Annotated in this window: 14 protein-coding genes; 3 read left to right on the plus strand and 11 right to left on the minus strand. The window is 48.5% G+C overall.

The annotated features are described in order from the left end of the window. Nucleotides 1-106: 106 nt before the first annotated feature. The 6 genes from ACYP03_RS05200 to ACYP03_RS05225 form a co-directional block, all read right to left on the minus strand. Nucleotides 107-1,501, minus strand: coding sequence for an SPFH domain-containing protein (locus ACYP03_RS05200; RefSeq protein ID WP_248142718.1), 1,395 nt, complete (start codon nucleotides 1,499-1,501; stop codon nucleotides 107-109). Between the two features lie 156 nt (nucleotides 1,502-1,657). Continuing rightward, the gene (icmH, locus tag ACYP03_RS05205) at nucleotides 1,658-2,440 is read right to left on the minus strand and encodes a type IVB secretion system protein IcmH/DotU (RefSeq protein WP_248142719.1); all 783 of its coding nucleotides are present in this window, start codon (nucleotides 2,438-2,440) and stop codon (nucleotides 1,658-1,660) included. After that, nucleotides 2,437-3,762 (minus strand): type VI secretion system baseplate subunit TssK, encoded by a 1,326-nt coding sequence (tssK, locus tag ACYP03_RS05210; RefSeq protein ID WP_459778745.1) that lies wholly within the window; start codon nucleotides 3,760-3,762, stop codon nucleotides 2,437-2,439. The genes icmH and tssK overlap by 4 nt, the downstream gene beginning before the upstream one ends. Nucleotides 3,763-3,772: 10 nt before the next feature. Continuing rightward, a complete protein-coding gene (tssJ, locus tag ACYP03_RS05215; RefSeq protein WP_248142721.1) occupies nucleotides 3,773-4,276 on the minus strand; it encodes a type VI secretion system lipoprotein TssJ in 504 nt (167 codons plus the stop codon). Then, complete coding sequence (gene tagH, locus ACYP03_RS05220; protein WP_459778746.1) at nucleotides 4,269-5,630, minus strand: type VI secretion system-associated FHA domain protein TagH; 1,362 nt, start codon at nucleotides 5,628-5,630, stop codon at nucleotides 4,269-4,271. The genes tssJ and tagH overlap by 8 nt, the downstream gene beginning before the upstream one ends. Before the next feature lie 9 nt (nucleotides 5,631-5,639). Beyond that, on the minus strand, nucleotides 5,640-6,236 hold the full coding sequence (locus tag ACYP03_RS05225; RefSeq protein WP_248142723.1) for a porin family protein: 597 nt from the start codon (nucleotides 6,234-6,236) through the stop codon (nucleotides 5,640-5,642). 732 nt (nucleotides 6,237-6,968) lie between these two features. Here ACYP03_RS05225 and ACYP03_RS05230 point away from each other — a divergent pair. Genes ACYP03_RS05230 through ACYP03_RS05240 form a run of 3 tightly spaced genes read left to right on the plus strand, consistent with a single transcriptional unit; the run spans nucleotide 6,969 to nucleotide 12,146 of the window. Beyond that, nucleotides 6,969-8,240: a type VI secretion system ImpA family N-terminal domain-containing protein gene (locus ACYP03_RS05230; protein WP_248142724.1), complete on the plus strand. Its 1,272-nt coding sequence runs from the start codon at nucleotides 6,969-6,971 to the stop codon at nucleotides 8,238-8,240. A gap of 21 nt (nucleotides 8,241-8,261) precedes the next feature. Beyond that, nucleotides 8,262-11,657 (plus strand): type VI secretion system membrane subunit TssM, encoded by a 3,396-nt coding sequence (gene tssM / locus ACYP03_RS05235; protein ID WP_330961086.1) that lies wholly within the window; start codon nucleotides 8,262-8,264, stop codon nucleotides 11,655-11,657. 36 nt (nucleotides 11,658-11,693) lie between these two features. Further along, nucleotides 11,694-12,146, plus strand: coding sequence for an Lrp/AsnC family transcriptional regulator (locus ACYP03_RS05240; RefSeq protein WP_371929434.1), 453 nt, complete (start codon nucleotides 11,694-11,696; stop codon nucleotides 12,144-12,146). A 104-nt stretch (nucleotides 12,147-12,250) separates the two neighbouring features. Here the strand turns inward: ACYP03_RS05240 and tssG are convergent, their stop codons facing one another. From tssG to tssB, 5 genes are all read right to left on the minus strand, one after another. After that, nucleotides 12,251-13,249, minus strand: a complete 999-nt coding sequence (gene tssG / locus ACYP03_RS05245; RefSeq protein ID WP_330961085.1) for a type VI secretion system baseplate subunit TssG — start codon at nucleotides 13,247-13,249, stop codon at nucleotides 12,251-12,253. Beyond that, a complete protein-coding gene (gene tssF, locus ACYP03_RS05250) occupies nucleotides 13,246-14,994 on the minus strand; it encodes a type VI secretion system baseplate subunit TssF (protein WP_248142728.1) in 1,749 nt (582 codons plus the stop codon). The genes tssG and tssF overlap by 4 nt, the downstream gene beginning before the upstream one ends. Nucleotides 14,995-15,005: 11 nt before the next feature. After that, nucleotides 15,006-15,416, minus strand: a complete 411-nt coding sequence (gene tssE / locus ACYP03_RS05255) for a type VI secretion system baseplate subunit TssE (RefSeq protein WP_248142729.1) — start codon at nucleotides 15,414-15,416, stop codon at nucleotides 15,006-15,008. 68 nt (nucleotides 15,417-15,484) lie between these two features. Beyond that, complete coding sequence (tssC, locus tag ACYP03_RS05260; protein ID WP_248142730.1) at nucleotides 15,485-16,963, minus strand: type VI secretion system contractile sheath large subunit; 1,479 nt, start codon at nucleotides 16,961-16,963, stop codon at nucleotides 15,485-15,487. 11 nt (nucleotides 16,964-16,974) lie between these two features. Then, nucleotides 16,975-17,472 (minus strand): type VI secretion system contractile sheath small subunit, encoded by a 498-nt coding sequence (gene tssB, locus ACYP03_RS05265; RefSeq protein WP_248142731.1) that lies wholly within the window; start codon nucleotides 17,470-17,472, stop codon nucleotides 16,975-16,977. Nucleotides 17,473-17,499 lie beyond the last annotated feature (27 nt).

A 17,499-nucleotide genomic window follows, 5' to 3' on the forward strand; every position in this document is an offset into this window, starting at 1 on the left:
CAAGGATGGTTCTTTGGCTGAAAATAAAAAAGCACGACTAAACAGAAATGAACCCTGTTCGTCGTGCCCTGAATTTTAGCGAAAGTTAAAGTTGTGATTCAAACCATCAAGGTTTTTTCTTCTCTTTCCTTTCACCGTCCGCATATTGTTCAGATTTATCTAAAATACCCAGCGCACCCAGTCCGGTGATGATATCCAGATTGGTCGTCAGCTTACCGCTGTCATTCCCGCCAAAGTAGTTTTTTGGCATTTCAATTTTATAGTTCTTCAGGTTTTGATACAGAGCGGTCGATACGTCCCTGTTCAATTCCGCCAGATAAACAGCTTTATTGGCGCCCAGTGCATCATACTTCGCCTGCAAGACTTCAGCTTCTGCACGGCCTTTTGCAAGGATTGCTTTCGCTTCATACTCTGCCGCAAGAGCATTGGCTTTTTGAATTTCCAGATTCGCTTTCGCGATCGCCAGTTCTTTCTGTTTTTCGACTTCGGCTAATTCCTTTTTCTTCTGAACATCCAGAATTTTCCGGTCAGCGGCCCCCTTCGCAATTTCCAGTTCTTTCTGCTGAGAAATTGTCACTAACTCTTTGTTACGCACGGCATCCTGAACTGCGCGTGTCCGCTGAATCTCTTTTTTCAGCTGCTCTGTATCAGACAGCGCTTTGGAGGTTTCCTGCTCCTGAATGGCACGAATGCGCTCCGCCACCAGACGCTTTTTATCCGCCAGAAGTTTCTCTAACTGCTCTTCCGGTTTCGGATCTCCAATCGTGATTTGCGTAACCGCAATCCCATATTGCTGCAGCGGGTTTTCCTGACGACGCGGAACGCCTTTCTCATCCAGAACCGGGATCGTTTTCCAGACCAGTTGTTTTGTGCGCTGGAGCTGATTTGCATTACTCTGACTCGCACCTACCGGTGCCAGATCAGTCTCTTCAACTTCGACTTTGCGTCGTTCCGTCATATAAATGCCGTTTCTGAGCTGATCATCCAGTTGCGTTTTAAACTGGTTCAGACCGCCCTGAAAAAATTCCTCGCCCGTGTACTGTGTCGCCGTAATCACGGTCACGTTTCTTGCGTTTTTGACCAGCAGTGCATCAATCAGATTGGTGTTGTTTCTGAATTCACGGTGCATTTTCTTGATCGCTTCTGGATTCTGCGACAGTTTGAACCTGAATGTCACAGGAATCATTCCGACATAGGTGTCCGCAAAACTTGCACGTACCGGAGGTAAGCTCTGCCGGGAATCTTCACCTAGATTATTACCATATGAGACCGTAATGACCTGATCATACATGGTGATTTTAGAAAGAAACGGCGTTCTGAAATGAATACCCGGGGTGGTAAAAACATCCAGCTCACCCGTCAGGTTGTTCTGATGAACATAGGTATAGCCCGCATCCGTCATTAAAATGGAACTATTAACCATGCCCGCAATGACAGCCAGACAGAGAACACCCCCAACGATTTTGGCGACGGACTTTTTCGTGTGTACATGTTCGATCATTTTGCTTTCCATGTTTCAAGATTCTTTAGAAGATCAGACCATGGTCAGATGCGACCAAAGCTCAAATAAAATGAACAAAATCAATTATTTATAAAAACAAAAAGCGCGAACAAGTCGCGCTTCAGCAAACAGTCTTCTGAACATCAATGAATCGGTTTAACTCAGGATTTGATTAAACTTAAAGTCAATCACCCAGTACGTTGCGGCATACATCGCTGCCAGTAAAGTGACGGTCAGCCCGACAATCAGTTTGGGGGGAATCACTCGCCGTAGCGGTCGGCTGATGGAGGCCGCCTTCATATTCACTAACTGCAGCTTTTCCTGATCAACCAGTCGATCTTCTTTAATCAGCCGGTAAACCGTATCAGCAATATCGGCAATTTTTTCATTGCCTCGTTCGACACGACCAAACTTGCCTTTAAAACCAACCTGCAGCAGAAAATACAAAAACTCTATCAGATGCCGGTAACGTTTCGGATCCTGACGCAGTCTGTCCAGGATGGTGTAAAACTTATCGCCGCCCGACGTTTCATTATGAAATTCAGCCAGCAGGCTGTGCGTGCTCCAGTTACTTTTCTCGCCCCACTCCTGACTGTATACGGCCTCATCCACAGCCGAGCACACGCAGTAGCGCATCACCAGCAATGAAGCGCGATCCGTGTTCGCCAGCAGGAGGCGTTTTTCCGCGTCCTGAATTTCACGGCTGATTTGCTCCCGCAAAGCTGTCGGGTCATCCAGCCAGGGAATCGATGGGATGCAGGTCAGGCAAGCCAGCACCCAGGTGAATTCATCCACCAGCTGGTTAATACCAAGTTTCTTGATTTCCAGCTGTTTCACTGCAATATTTCGCGGAACTTCCGGAGCGGGCATGACCTCCATCGGTTTGCCCGGCTCCGACTGAAATAATACGACCGTTACATCATCGTCTGCCGGACTCATAATCTAACCGCCCACAACTGCAGTTCCAGATTCGGGAAGTCTCCCGAAACATGCATCGCAATACCTGAAGAAGAAGACAGCGCTTTCCATTCTTCAGATGCCTTGTCCAGTTCGAAGTAAGTAAAGCCGGCATGATAAGGCAACTGTCGCGGCACAACCGGCATTGGCTTAATTGCAATGCCCGGCAACTGGAAGTTCACCAGATCACGGATATTTTCCAGGCTGCCCACTTTCACCTGAGAAACAAAGCGTGTATGCAGGACATCCAGCGTGACATCTGCCTTCACGGCCAGAATGAAGGTGGTGGTTTCAATGATGTCGCGATCGGCGATATTGGCCACCCGAACACCATAGCCCTGCTCTTTCAGCACCAGCGGAATGGCACGCTGCTCAGACATGACGGTCAGGCTGCTGCGGTTCCGGCTGATCAGCGACCACATACATTCGGTCAGATCACCGTGGTTATAAGGCAGATAGGCTTCAGGACGACGTGAGGATGAGCACAGTGTTGCCAGATCACCTTCTGCCTGCAGCAATACACGATACAGCGCTTCAGGATGAACACCTTCCAGACTGCCGATATGCCAGAACAGCGGCTCTAATTTATTCACCGCCTGCAGCAACATAAAGTCAGCAACAGAAGAAACGCCCTGCTGATCAACCACACCCAGGCGTGCCACAATGGATTCAGCCCGGTGCTTCAGCAGTGATGCAAATTCAGTCACAAATTTAGTCAGTACTGCTGAGGCGCGGATATCCAGACAAGTCGGGATAAACTTATCATCCAGAACGACTGTCCCGTCACTTTTCACTTCAGAGATTTTCAGGATTGCAATTGACGTGTATGCCGAGCGATCGTCGCTCTCCAGCATCAGACGGAAATTCAGACTGCCGACGTGAATCGTAGTGGTGTCTTCACTGTCATACAGGCAGTCCACGACCTGCTGTTCCTGAAGGCAATAACGTGCACCATCCCCGGCATTGGTATAGAGTTCGCCCTGTTCAGAAGGCAGCGGGCAGCACAGATACACAACTTTATCGACAGTCGACGAGTCCACTTCAAGCATTGACGGAGCAGGCGCTTCCGCCGGTAACGCAAACGGCGTACGGTCCTGCAGAATCCCCTCTGCAACCGTTACACCAATTTTGCCCATTTTCAGCAATTCGTGGTTGATCTCCAGCCGGCTGATGCCCCAGCTCAGCGGTGAACTCAACGCCGTACACAAACTCATCTGCTGGGAATGAAACCGGTCCAGTTGCTGGAAGTGCTGCGGTTTCATAAACATGCCGTCTTGCCAGACCACAGGGTTATACAATGACATAATAACTTCCTTAGAAATAAATCTGTTCTACACCTTTCGTGCGTTCTACCGACAACACGTTATTCACCAGATTCACGTCCAGAAAATAGCTTTTACGCTCTTCTATCGTGTGAATGGTGCGCCAGCTGGTGCCGTTGATATCCCGGAATGCGACCGCAAATCCGACCGCACGCGTTTCCGGCTGAAGTTTCAGAAATTCGGTCAGTTCCTGTCCCGGCTCTAACTGGTATTCGTAGCGTTTGATGTACTCATCACCCAGCGCAGATTTGTCATTCTCAAACAGCGAAAAGAAATCCAGGCTGCGAAACAGCACTGGCGAAGACAGTTCATAAATCCGCAAGATTGCCGGTGACGATGATCCGTTCGGCCGGACATTCAGACTCTTGTCCGTTGTGATGTGCACTTCAATTTCAGCCGTTTCCGGAATCAATCCGGCAGTATCTTTAAACTGTTCCCACACTGCACAACCAGACAAAGACAGTGCAACCATTAAACCCAACAATAAATTACGCATTTTGCCCCTGTAATAATTCCCTGTACTTGGTTGCCAGATTCGCATCAGCGCTTTCTTGCGTTTCAGACTGCATATCCGACTGCTGCTGTGCAAAATGGTCCTGATACGCACTCCAGAGACGCTGCTTCTTCAGCCAGCCGCCGCCTTTTTCCTGTTGTTCTGCTTCGAAAGCTGCAGGGGAGAGTGACGTCAGTTGCTGCATGAACAGCGATTTTCTGGCTTGGTTCAGACGAGCCCGATGCGTGTCCAGCTCTTCATGGATATGCTCAACAAGTTCAACCGGTTCAAGAATGGACTGCTGATAAAGCGACAGCATGCTGTCCAGCAAATGGGCCTGAGACTCATCGGCCTCACCAGCCAGTGCCAGTGACTGGCGCAGCTCGGATGTCATCGCATCCAGACAGCCCCGCAAACATAATCCCATCTGCCGGTACCAGTTTTCATCGCAAAGCTGTCTTTGCTCCGGCGACATCCCCAACCCGTCCAGAAAAGCAGATTCAGCCTGCCTGCCAGAGAGGGGCGACATTTCAGTGTGAGCCAGTAAACCCAGGGCAGCCGGCTCAGCAATCGGGGCTGGTTTTTCAGGTTTCGGCGGATGGGACGGGATGCGCTCGGCACGCATTTCAGGCTGAGGTGGTGCTGGTCGCTGTACCGGTCTCTGAACCGGTTTCGGCACGGACACTACCGGTTCACCACCAAAATTCCAGTCTTCCGGAATCAGGTTCGGCACGTCCATTTCGGAATGAATACTTTCACTGTCATCCAGCATCTGCCGGTGCGGTGGTGTGTAATCCACTTCAGGTTTAGGGATCTCATCTTCAATCAGCGCTTCCGCTTCATCTTCTTCTTCCTGAAGATGGTACAAGGGCTCGGTGGTGTCAGCCTTTTCATCCGGCGGAAAAAAGAGCTCTTCTACGGTCCCTTCAGCAAACTCTTCGGCTTTGGGCGGCAAGACGACATTCAGTGATTCAACGGGGTCGCTGCTTTTCATCTCCGGCATAATGTCTTCTGCCAGATTGATATGCTGGATTTCATTCTCGAAGCTGACCGTCAGCTCATAACGCCCCAATGACACCGTGTCCCCTTCCTGCAACGCAGAAGGCTGATTTTTCAGGGCTCGCTTGTCATTAATGAAAGTCCCGTTGGTACTGATGTCATTCAGGTAGAACTCACCGTTATAGCTGGTAATGAGCGCATGAGTACCAGACAGATACTTGTTATGATCTTCCAGATGGAAAAAGCACTGAGCACTGCGGCCGATGCTGCCCCCAAGACTGTCAAATTCCATTTTTTTGACCCCTGTATACTCGTCAGGGGCGCTGTTCACGGTGAGAATGAGCGTTTTATGCGTCATAAGCAAAAATCAGAAAAGAAACGATAAGGAAAATTCAACGCCGCCCAAGCCATTATTGACGGGAATGATCAGCGTTGCCTGAGGTACCAACTGCAAATGTGCATCAGGATTACTGCCAATTTTCAGGACGGTCCCTGCATTGAGCAACAACCCAGCCTCAAAGGCATTATTGTCCTGCAACTGGGTGCCATATTTGAACTCATCGGAATCGACATACCAACGCTCTGAATACTCACTGTATGCCAGTGAGATGCCCGCCCCGATATAAGGCGTTAACCAGCTGGTGACGGGAAACGCATACTGAGGCAATACCCTGAATTCATAATTGTCCACTTCCTGATAGATACCATTCTGGGGTGCAGGAATATTGTCGGAGAGATAATTCAGGCCAAACCACCAGCGCCAGCGTGCGCTGTTATCATCAATGGGCCGGGTATGCACAAGCCCCCATCGCATACTTTGGTTTTCACCTGACTCGCCCTCTTCGGCACTTGAAGTGAAATCATAATAAGCAGCCGTGACACCAAAACGCTCGCCTTTGGATAAAGCCGGAGCAGAAAGTATCAAACCGATGAATAAACAGACTGAATGTTGAAGACGATTCATAATGTTCGCGTTCACTAAATTAAAAACATCTGAAAGATAAACGCATGAAATAATGAATTCAAGGGCTCAATTGTGCCGTCATGAAATTCAGTTAATTTAACTATGGATATTTTCATTTTGACTGAGATTGTTGTCGATTTAACACCCACTTCGCATCCGGAAATGAGCTCATTCAAAACTGATAAAGAAATTATGGTTTTTAATTAATGTGAAATTATTCCCAAAACACTCAAGTTGTTAACACTAAATATAAGCCCTCACATATGGAACAAAAGTCACAATAATATTTTACCTCTTAAAAAACAAGGATTTAATTAAGACACAAAATGCCTTTTCACTTTGTCAGAGGAATGTCAAAAACAAAGAAAACACAAAATAAAACGAATAAAAACAAACAGATAAACCATTATCGTTATATCTTTTGTGATCTTAAGCCAGTAAACAAATCATCCACTTAGTTTCGTATGCCCGTTATGCTTAAAATATTCTCAATTCAAGGGGTTTCCGTGAAAATGAACCTCGATATTTTAAAATGGACTGCATAAAGCGACAAAACGCCTGTAGCAGAATGATGGAACAATTTTAAATACGAAAGGTATTAACAAAAAGACAAATTTTTCCGCCTTATAATTTAGTATCTACTAATAAATTAAACTTTAAGTAAGCGATTGGAAAGGACTATCCAAACGTAAAACTTTCAGTTTCTATTACTTTTGAAGTTGGCTATTTACCATGAAATTCACTGATATTGCACTCAGGCCAATATCGGCGCAGTCGCCCGTTGGCCAAGATCCGCGTACACTGGATCTGTTTTCTGATCTCAAAAGAAATGTAAACCGGCTGAGTAGTTTTGTATCCCCTGCACCATGGAAGGAGATCTATTCTACGGCCGAAACACTGTTAACCTCACACAGCAAAGACTTTCGGTGTGCGAGCTACTATTGTGTTGCTGCCTGCCGCATCGATGGCTTAAAAGGTGCCGTCGTCGGCTTAAATGTGCTGAACGATCTAAGCATTGTGTACTGGCATTCGGCTTTTCCAAGTGCCGACAAACCCAATGCCCGGGTTCAGTCTTTTGACTGGGTTGCTGAACAGCTTCCCACTGCGCTGAAAAAAATCAAAGTCAGCCTGAAAGACCTGGCGCTGGTTGAGGCCGGACATCGCTTTGCACTCAGTCTGGAACAGGAACTGCAACACCAGCTGGGCAAGCAGGCACCATCGCTGGGGCCTGTACGCAAACAATTCACCGAGTGGAAAGATCACCTCGAAGAACTGGCTGAGAAAGAAGAATCCCGCCAGCGTAAAGGTACTGCGCAGCCACTGGCTGAAACAGCCGAAGAGGCAACACCGGCGCAGGATACAGCGAAAGAAACTGAAACCAAACCCAGACTTCCCGCCTGGTGTTACTGGCTTGCAACTGTATTTATCCTGGGCTGTCTTGTGTTTTCAATTGCTGCTGTTCGTCAGTATCTGTATCAGCGAGATATCCCGGCGGCTTCTGCAGTGCAGTTGGAGAAGATCACCTCAAAATTGATCCATGCGGAGCCATACTTCAAAAACCGCCTGAAGGAAGAAGTACTGACCCGTACCAGTGAACTGATGCAGGACTGGACCGCCTATCCTGAACGTGTTTACAACCATCAGGTGCTGGAAGCACTGGCGAATCATGTGAATTCACTTTATCCGGATTCCATTGCGGCTAAAACTGCGGTGTCTCAGTACCAGGCAGGAAAAACAGCGCTGGCCAGTGACTATCAGGCCATAAACGACCAGTTCAAACGTGCACGAACGATTATTGCCAACGCCGCTTTAGTCGACGAAAGCGACAACATCACCGCGGCCTATAAATTTAGTAATACTCTTTTTCCGTTTCTTGGTCGCCTTGATTATTTGGAGAAAGGTCACATTGAGCGTGAGGATATTATCAAAGCGCAAAAAACGCTCAGCGCTTACCAATACCGCCTGATGGAAATATCAAATCAATTTGAACAACAAAACCAATAACAAAAACTGGCAGGTTATATCTTGATTAAAACACTCAAAACACCGAGGGTATTTATTATACTCTCTGCTGTGCTGCTCTCTGTATTGTACGGCTTATTCTCTTATTTCGTGATGGACTTACCTTTCAGTCATTATCTGACTTGGGGTCCGATTGCCCTGGTCTGTACAGCGGCGATCATCGTTTTGATCGGTTACGAGGTCAAAAAACGTAAGTCACGTTCAAACAGCGATATTGAAACCGAAGAAGAGACGCTGAAAGGTCTGCTTGCTTCTTTGCTGAAAGGGTCCAGCCATAAGCCAATCTACCTGATGCTTGGTAATAAAAAATCAGGGAAAACGTCTCTGCTGACCAGTTCGCATGCGATCAAACCCATTGATCAGAAAAACACGCTCCAGACGGATTATTTCCTCTGGTATGAATCTGATCAGGCGATTTTTATCAAGCCTGCCCCCCGTTTGATCTATCAGGACACATCTAATACCGACCAGATGCTCTGGAAAGCATTTCTGGATAAAATCATCAGCATCAAGCCAAGAAAGCCTTTCGCTGGCTGTCTGTATGTGGTTGATCTGGAATTTCTGATCACACAGGAAGATACACAGCGTGAATATATTCTGGATATCATCAATACCCGCCTGAGTGATATTACAGAAAGAACCTACAGCGCCCTGCCTGCGTATGTGTTCCTGTCGAAAATTGATAAGCTGAAAGGCTTCAAGGAATTCGTTTCACTCAGCCCGCTGAAGGCCCAGTTAGAACACCTGACGATTTCTCTGAAAGATGCCAAGGGCACAATCAACGACATCTTCGACAATGGTTTTTATGCCATTCTGAGCAAGATGGAGCAGAGCACACTGGACTGTGCCGCCATGGAACGTTCTCTGATCAACAACAGTGCGCTGGTCACTTTTCCGAAACAGTTCGAGCTCTGCCATGGTCTGGTCCGGGACACGCTGAATAAAGTGCGGCTGGAAAAAGACGGCTTCCATATGGTGGATCTCCGTGGCCTCTATTTCACTTCCAGTCATCAGGGTGGCCGGAAATACAACCTGCTGGCCAAAGGCTGCAGCAACCATTTCAATGTCCCGATGATTGCTTCCGAGCATGACCAGCTTTCGGAATCGCCGCTGTTCACCCGTTTTATTATTGATGAACAGGTGCTGCCAGAGGCCAACTTTGCCGGTGAGAACAAGCGACATCTCAAACAACTGATCCGCAAAAGCCGGATGACAATGGCTGCCTGTGTCACTTTGCTGGGTGTAAGTGGTTACTATTTCCTGACAACCACCCAACAGAACATTTCGATCATTAACCAACTACTCGATGTTTCAGAAAATCCGACAGAAGATGACGCTCAGGCCAACCTGAAAAGGCAGCTGGCGCTCACATCCAGCGGGATTCAGCCGTTGTATCAGGCCTGGGTCGATGCCAGTCGTTTACTAGATGAGAAAATCATTGATATCAATGTCGATAAACTCGACAAAACCACTCAGATTGCTTATCGCCATCTGCTGGACAGTATTCATCTGCAACTGATGCCCCTGATTGAAAAGCATATCAGTCAGGAACTGGCACAGAGCCGTCTGTCTCATCAGGAGAAACTGCACCTGCTGAAGACGTATCTGATGCTGAGCGAAAGTGATAAACGTGATTACAGCTTTTTGCTGAAATCGATCTCCAGAATTGTTGCTGATGATTTTGGTACAGACGGCAGTTACGCCAACATCAAAGATTATCTGGCAGTTTATTTCAAAACCAATTTCCCGTCGCACAACATTAACTGGGATCTGGTGCGGACCACACGCCGTGAGCTGCTGTCTCAGTCGAAAGTTGATATTGCTTACAGCCAGATTCTGAACAGCGGCCGGGATGCAGACCTTGGTCAGCTCAGTATTCCAAGAGCAATCGGTTTTAACTTTGGTGAAATTTTCGACATGGAGAAAAATCACCAGGATGAACTGAACATCAACAAGATTTATACCGCTACCGGTTTTACAACCTTCTACCGCCCGCTGTCTGAATCACTGTCGCAAGACCTGATTGCCGATAACTGGGTGCTGGGGCTGTCGAATAATACCCAGCCGTCGGAAGAAGAACTGAAAGCATTTCAGGCGAAAGTTCGCCGTAAATATACCGATGACTACATTAACATCTGGCGGACGGCCATCAGTGATCTGCGCTTTAAGCAATTCGACAATATCGTCGATATGACCAATGCCATCGACATTATGTCCGGCCCGGCATCACCGCTGAGTACGATCCTGAATCTGCTGTATACCAATACAAAATATTCGCCGGATACGTCTGCACTGGCACAACTTGCGCCGAAAGATCAGCGTCTCAACCAAGCGGTTGATGCATTGAAAGCTACAGCTGAGAAAGCCATTGAGCCGGATTACGAATTGATGAACCGGGTAGAAAAAACCTTTGCCGTCATCAATAACCTGCAGACCAGTGAAACAGAAAATTCTCAGGCCCCCTGGGATCAAGTCATCAGTTCGCTCAGTAACCTCCGGGCTTACCTGAAGCAAATTACGGATGCCCCGAATGTGCAGCAGGCAGCTCTGGCGGCAGCGAAAGCCCGGATGCGTGAAACGGATGCGGATCCAATTGTCCGCCTGAAACAAATCGCACAGAAAACACCGGAGCCGGTGAAAAGCTGGCTGAACGAAATTGCTCATCAGGCCTGGGCCACACTGCTGACCGAGTCAGAGCTGGGGATTCAGGAACTGTGGACCAGTAACGTTTACAGCAAATTTGCCCTGGTCGGACAGAATAAGTATCCGTTCAGCAAGCAGGCAGAAACAGAGATCTCACTGACCGATTTCGAAGAGTTCTTTGCCGCACAGGGCACAATGGACGGCTTTATTAAAGATAATCTTTCTCCGTTTTACGACACCAACCTGTGGCAGGCGAAGCGTGTCGACGGTGAAACCCTGCGACTGTCGCAGGAAATGATCACCCAGATGAAGAACTATACGATGATCAAGAACGTCTTGTTTGACCCGACCTCGAACAAGTTCAACATTGATTTCAGTTCGCGCTTCATCGATCTGGATTCCAGCGCCATTCGTGCGAGTCTGGATTTCGGGGGTGAGTCACTGGATTACTACCACGGTCCGGCAAAAAGTAAGCAGTTTGCCTGGCCACCGGCAAGTAATGAGTTTTTCGTGAACGTAAACATTCAGGACATTACATCAAGCGGAGAACAACACAGAATCGCAAAAGAGGGATTTTGGTCTATCTTCCGGCTGTTGAACGAGGCACAACTCGAGCCAACATCCGATGGTGGATTCAATGCTGACATTCTTGTCTCAGGACGTCATATGACGGTGAAAGTCAAACCGTCAAATTCTAATAACCCATTCCTGCTGCAAGAATTATACAACTTCTCTGTCCCAGAACAGATTCAGTAAGTTGGTAGCCTAGGTTAATCAAAGTCGAGAATAAAGATAATGAGTACTTTACACAGCAACACCGTAGACCGGATTGATAGGAAGATATTGTCGAGTCTGCTGATTAACGGACGAGAATCTATCGCGAATATGGCCCGCAGTGTGGGCCTTTCACGAACCGCAGTGGCTGAACGCATTTCCCGTATGGAGAAATCCGGTGTCATTGAAGGGTATACGGCGAAAATCGGGACACAGAAAAGCGCCAACCTGACCAGCTGCTACCTGCTGATTAAATGTAAGAATGGCTGGAAAAAGAAAGTGTGTGACAGCCTGAGAGAGATCCCTGAAATCAAGACCATCAGTGTCGTTGGCGGCGGGTTCGATATTATTACGCTGCTGGAAGCTTCTTCATTACATGTCATGAATGAATTGTGTGATGAAGCCGAGAATATTCCGGGTATCAAAGAGCTGCATACAACCGTCGTATTCCACAGCCCGATCTGCCGGTAAGTGTCATCCCGGCAAACGTTCGCGTTTGGCGAGATTTGACGAGAAAAACCACGACACCCGACTGCCCCTTCAACGCCGGCAGCCGGGTGTCGCTGTATCCATACTCAGACAGCGCCAATGACGACAACCGTCTGCTTGTCACCCTGTACATTGCCCAGCCAGCTGACCTGACCAAGCCGGTTCGCCCCCTGCGCACCCAACACGCTGGCAGGCAGATCGTCGTTCATCACTTCCATTTTTAAATCCCAGGCCATCGGGTCGCGCAAGACGAAACGCATCAGTTCCTTCAGCAAAATATTCCCCTGCTCGCCGGGTAAAAAGTGGCAGTATTCCTCAAAACTCAGATCATGAAACACCAGGTTAAACTTCCCGGTAATATCGATCAGATGGTCACCCAGGTGATAATCGCGCCCGAGAACACAATTCACATGCCCCAGACTGTTCAGTTGTGAGGGCGCAATTTTGACTCTGCGCGGCACCCACTGCTCAATGCTGACTTTTTTCAGATTAAAGCAGTGCGCCACCACCCCGGAAACCAGATTGGGTGACCGGGTTCTGGAGGACAGCTGGCCGATATAAGACAGCAGTTTTGCCCTGTCGAAATGAAAGTCACTTTCGTCACTGAGTTCAGAGGATATCCCAACCAGGTTAAACAGATTGCGGGACAACGGATCGACGGCACCGGATTCGTAACGCACATGGTATCTGTACTTTTTCCATATCCGGTAAAGGTGCGATAAATAACGGTGATGAAAGAAGTCGAAGAAATCTTTGACCGGATTATCCTCGCCGTCTCTGCCGGCCAGCTTCTCCGTGTATGCGGTTGGCAGCGGCGAACCGGTCCCGTGCAGTCCGCCGAAGTTCACCGTCAGGCTGGGCACCTCACGGTGACTCCATTGCACAGTTTCAAACTGCGCGATATCAGCGCGCGGAAATCCAAGTTCAGGAGAAATACGAAAGCGGAGAAACTCCTCAGACTGCGTTTTCGCCAGACCGGCCGATTTAAACTGTGCCGGCTCCTGCTTCCTGGCATTCGCTTCAAGCAGATAAACAGCCTGAAAAAAAGCAAACTCATGGCTGGCTTGTTGAATCTTGTCGATCATATCACTGCCTGCTTACCCTGATTGCCATTCCATCGGTAGATTTCACCGGTTTTGACATCCACGACTTCCAGCTCAGAAAAAGAATTGATACTGGAATACAGCGAGAAAAACTCATTCAGAATCGACACCAGCAAATACATGTCCCCTTCATTGGCAAACATGGAGGAATCCATTTGCAGCTCAATCAAATTCCCGCGAATAGGAAGCCCGCGGAAGATCCGCTCGACCGGCTTCATGCTGATAGCTTTAATCCCGTTTAACCGGTTGGCCGAGGCCCGCTGAGACTGACGGTCACTGCGCGAGTGGAAATCGTAAATACTCAGCATCATTTTCAGCACATCAGCATCAATCAACGACAAATAATTGAGCGACATATTGGCAATCAGCTGCCAGTGCAGGCTGCTGTCAATCTGCGGGCTGACAGACACCGTCGGTTTTGTCAGGTTTTTAAAGTCCGCATAGTTCGTTGATTTGTGCGTGGTAAAAGCAATATCACCCGGTGCCAGACGCTGCGGCAATTTACCATTGGTACAGGTCAGCTTGATGAGCACAGTTTCCGTCTCAAGATTCGCCACTCCGGCGTTATGATCAAAGAAGGAAATGTAATGAGACAGCCCTTTGCCGGAAACATGTTCCGCCACTTTGACATTGTAGTAATGCTGCTGGCTGTCGATTCCCAGCTGGTGTTCGAAGGATTCGAACGGCAGGTAATCAACCTGACGGCGGTTTTCCTGACTCCAGCCCCGTACCTGATTCACGGAATAAACCTCATGATTTTGCTGTCTCGTGGACTGAGGCCGGACCCGGTATTCCGTTCGCTTGTGATCCAGACGAATCGGGTCCGCGTCCATCTCGAACAGGTTGGCAACGGGCGTACAGAACAACCGCAGGTTCTTCTCGCGAATGGTGACTTCCGAAGGCAGAGACCGGGAGAAATTAAACACCAGACTCATGGTGTTCTGATTCGGTACCCCTTTGAGCCATTCCAGTCCTTCAACATCAAAGAACATGAATTTATCAGGCATTGAGAAATACTCCTGAACCAGACGGTAACCGGAAAATGAATTCGGTCCGTATGGCAGCAGGGCTTCATCATCTGCAAAACCCACTTTCTTGATGCAGGATGCAGGCAGCCGTTTACTTCCGCCACCCGCCAGCTGCACATCAACACTGTCCAGGTACCGGAACAGCCACAAATACAAAATCCGGGAAACGTGCAACTCCCCGTGAATATGGAAACGCAGGGAGTCTAACCCAATCCGTGATAGCTCTGAGCCGCTGTCTGTCGACAGTGTCACATTCAGGTGGCTGTTCGATCGTGTGTTTTGCTGTGTGACCGAGTTAATTTCCAGCGGAAACAGGTCAACATCGTAACAGGTCCGGAAAACACATTGCGTGTCATCCACTTGCCTGCTGGCCATTTCATGCCCGCGCGTAATCGTCGTCTTTTGCGACAGACTCCCCGCATGGTGGCTGAACTGAGCAATACACATCGAAGGCACTGAACGCAAATAGTGCGGCCAAAGCAGAGCGATCAGGGATTGAGTCAGTTCCGGAAGTTCATCATCCAGCTTCTGACGCAGCTTACCATTCAGAAAAGCGAAACCTTCCAGCAGACGTTCAACATCCGGGTCGTTACTGCTTTCTGAGAGAAATTTGGTTAATTGCGGGTGACTTTTTGAAAACTCGGAACCCGCTTCTTTGAGAAACGAGAGCTCGTCCTGGAAATACTTGCTATAGGTCATGTTCGTCGTCTCTAAACAGAAAACTTACCGTCGACACCCACGGATAAGTCGATATTCATCATGGTTTTCTTATCGTTATGCAGCACTTCACCGCTGACAGCAAAATTCAGCTGCAGTGGGTTGTCCACATGGGGGATATACCGGACAACAACGGCGGATAAACGGGGTTCATATTTCTCAATCGTGCTTTTCACACTGTTTCTGATTTCTCTGACAATATTCGATTTGTCCGCCAGGACATCGTTAAAGTCCGGCAGCCCGTAATCGTTGGCAATCATGGCATTACCCGTGTGGGTATTGAGCAAATCTGCAAGGTGATTGTGAATTGATTCAATCAGGTGTTGCGTCGAGCCCACAGCATCGTAACTGTTTTTGGGTTCCCCCAGCTCGATCCGTTCCAGTAACCGGTAACCTTTATCCATAAATCATATCGAGCGGCCTGCTGGCGGATAAGCGAGATGCTTACCTGACAGCGACCGCTCGCCTTCAATTAGTTCTGATCCAGTTTGCCGACCAGAGACAGCTCAAAGCTTGCGCCCATGTATTTGAAGTGCGGACGAACCGCCAGAGAAACACGGTACCAGCCCGGATCGCCTTCAACATCGGAAACTTCAACTCTTGCAGCACGCAGCGGACGGCGGCCACGAACTTCTGCTGGTGGATTTTCCTGATCAGACACGTACTGACGGATCCACTTGTTCAGTTCAATTTCCAGGTCGGTACGCTCTTTCCACGAACCAATCTGCTCGCGCTGCAGCACTTTCAGGTAGTGCGCCAGGCGGTTGATGATGAACATGTACGGCAGCTGAGTGCCCAGCTTGTAGTTGGTTTCTGCATCTTTGCCTTCCGGAGAATTTCCGAAGAACTTCGGCTTCTGAACCGAGTTAGCAGAGAAGAATGCCGCGTTGTCAGAACCTTTACGCATGGTCAGGGCAATAAAGCCTTCTTCCGCCAGTTCAAATTCACGACGGTCAGAAACCAGCACTTCAGTTGGGATCTTGGTTTCAATGCGGCCCATGGACTCAAAGTTATGAACCGGCAGATCGTTCACCGTACCACCGCTCTGAGGACCGATGATGTTCGGACACCAGCGGAATTTCGCGAATGAGTCGGAAATACGTGAAGCCAGTGCGTACGCCGAGTTACCCCACAGATAATGGTCGTGGCTCGCAGACACATTCTCGTTGTAATCAAATGCTTTGATTGGGTTATCTGCAACCGAGTACGGAGAACGCAGCATGAAGCCCGTGGTACACAGACCCAGGTAACGGGAATCTTCGTGTTCACGCAGACCACGCCACTTAGTGTACTGCGGGCCTTCGAAGACCGACTTCAGATCTTTCAGGTTTGGCAGCTCTTCATAGCTGTCGACACCGAAGAACTGAGGACCCGCCGACGTGATGAACGGCGCATGAGACATCGCACCCACGTTTGCCATGTATTCCATCAGCTTGATATCCGGTGATGCAGCCGTCATCTTGAAATCACAGATCACAGCACCAACCGGTTTACCACCGAACTGACCGTATTCACGGGTATAAATTTGCTTATACAGACCCGATTTCACCACTTCCGGTGCATCATCAAAGTCATCAAGCACTTCATTTTTCTTCGCAGAAATCACTTCGATCTGGATGTTTTCACGGAAATCCGTCTGATCAACCAGATACTTCAGGCCACGCCATGAAGATTCAATCGCCTGCAATTCTTCTGCGTGCAGAATTTCATCAACCTGTGCAGACAGTTTCTGATCGATTTCAGCAATCATCAGATCAACCAGCGACTGGTCAACTTTGTCAGAGATGTTTTTGCTCAGCAGTTCAGAAATGAACGCTTCCACACCACGTTTCGCCACATCAAAACCATCTTCTGATGGCTTCAGACGGGTTTCGTTTAAAATGCTGTCTAACAGAGAACCGGATTCAACCAGTTGTGCATCCTGTTCCGGTGTCATTGCTTCAGTTGTCATTCGGCACCTGCTTATTCTTCGTTGTTCGTATTGATGCTCAGTTCGCTGAGCAGTTTATTGCGTGAATCTTCATCCTGCAGCACCTGCGCAATGCGCTTACGGAAAGCAGGTACGTTCCCCAGCGGACCTTTCAGTGCCACCAGTGCTTCACGAAGTTCCAGCAGACTGCCCAGTTCCGGGACCTGACGGGCAATCGCTTCCGGAGAGAAGTCCTTCATATTTTTGAAGGTCAGATCAACACCCAGTTGTGCGCCTTCTTCATCGCTCAGACGGTTAGCTACATTCACTTTGACGTTCGGTGCATGCGCACTCAGCACATCGTTGAAGTTGTCTTTGTCGATATTGATCGGATCACGATCTTCAATCGGTGTTTCATTGTCGCGGCCGGTGAAATCACCCACGACCATCATACTCAGGGGCAGCTCTACCTCTTCCTGGGCATCGCCGGTAGCGGGTACGTATCGGATATTAATTCGCTCTTTCGGAGCGACTGAACCATCTTTAGACATAACTTGTCCTTACTTAGCAGCTATATG

The organism is Photobacterium sp. R1, from assembly GCF_054600795.1.

Coding starts and splice junctions, on each gene's coding strand:
- tssG (WP_330961085.1), bottom strand. CDS start 13,249: ATGATCGACAAGATTCAACAAGCCAGCCATGAGTTTGCTTTTTTTCAG.
- tssF (WP_248142728.1), bottom strand. CDS start 14,994: ATGACCTATAGCAAGTATTTCCAGGACGAGCTCTCGTTTCTCAAAGAA.
- tssK (WP_459778745.1), bottom strand. CDS start 3,762: ATGTCATTGTATAACCCTGTGGTCTGGCAAGACGGCATGTTTATGAAA.
- ACYP03_RS05230 (WP_248142724.1), top strand. CDS start 6,969: ATGAAATTCACTGATATTGCACTCAGGCCAATATCGGCGCAGTCGCCC.
- tssC (WP_248142730.1), bottom strand. CDS start 16,963: ATGACAACTGAAGCAATGACACCGGAACAGGATGCACAACTGGTTGAA.
- ACYP03_RS05225 (WP_248142723.1), bottom strand. CDS start 6,236: ATGAATCGTCTTCAACATTCAGTCTGTTTATTCATCGGTTTGATACTT.
- tagH (WP_459778746.1), bottom strand. CDS start 5,630: ATGACGCATAAAACGCTCATTCTCACCGTGAACAGCGCCCCTGACGAG.
- ACYP03_RS05200 (WP_248142718.1), bottom strand. CDS start 1,501: ATGATCGAACATGTACACACGAAAAAGTCCGTCGCCAAAATCGTTGGG.
- tssJ (WP_248142721.1), bottom strand. CDS start 4,276: ATGCGTAATTTATTGTTGGGTTTAATGGTTGCACTGTCTTTGTCTGGT.
- icmH (WP_248142719.1), bottom strand. CDS start 2,440: ATGAGTCCGGCAGACGATGATGTAACGGTCGTATTATTTCAGTCGGAG.
- tssE (WP_248142729.1), bottom strand. CDS start 15,416: ATGGATAAAGGTTACCGGTTACTGGAACGGATCGAGCTGGGGGAACCC.
- tssB (WP_248142731.1), bottom strand. CDS start 17,472: ATGTCTAAAGATGGTTCAGTCGCTCCGAAAGAGCGAATTAATATCCGA.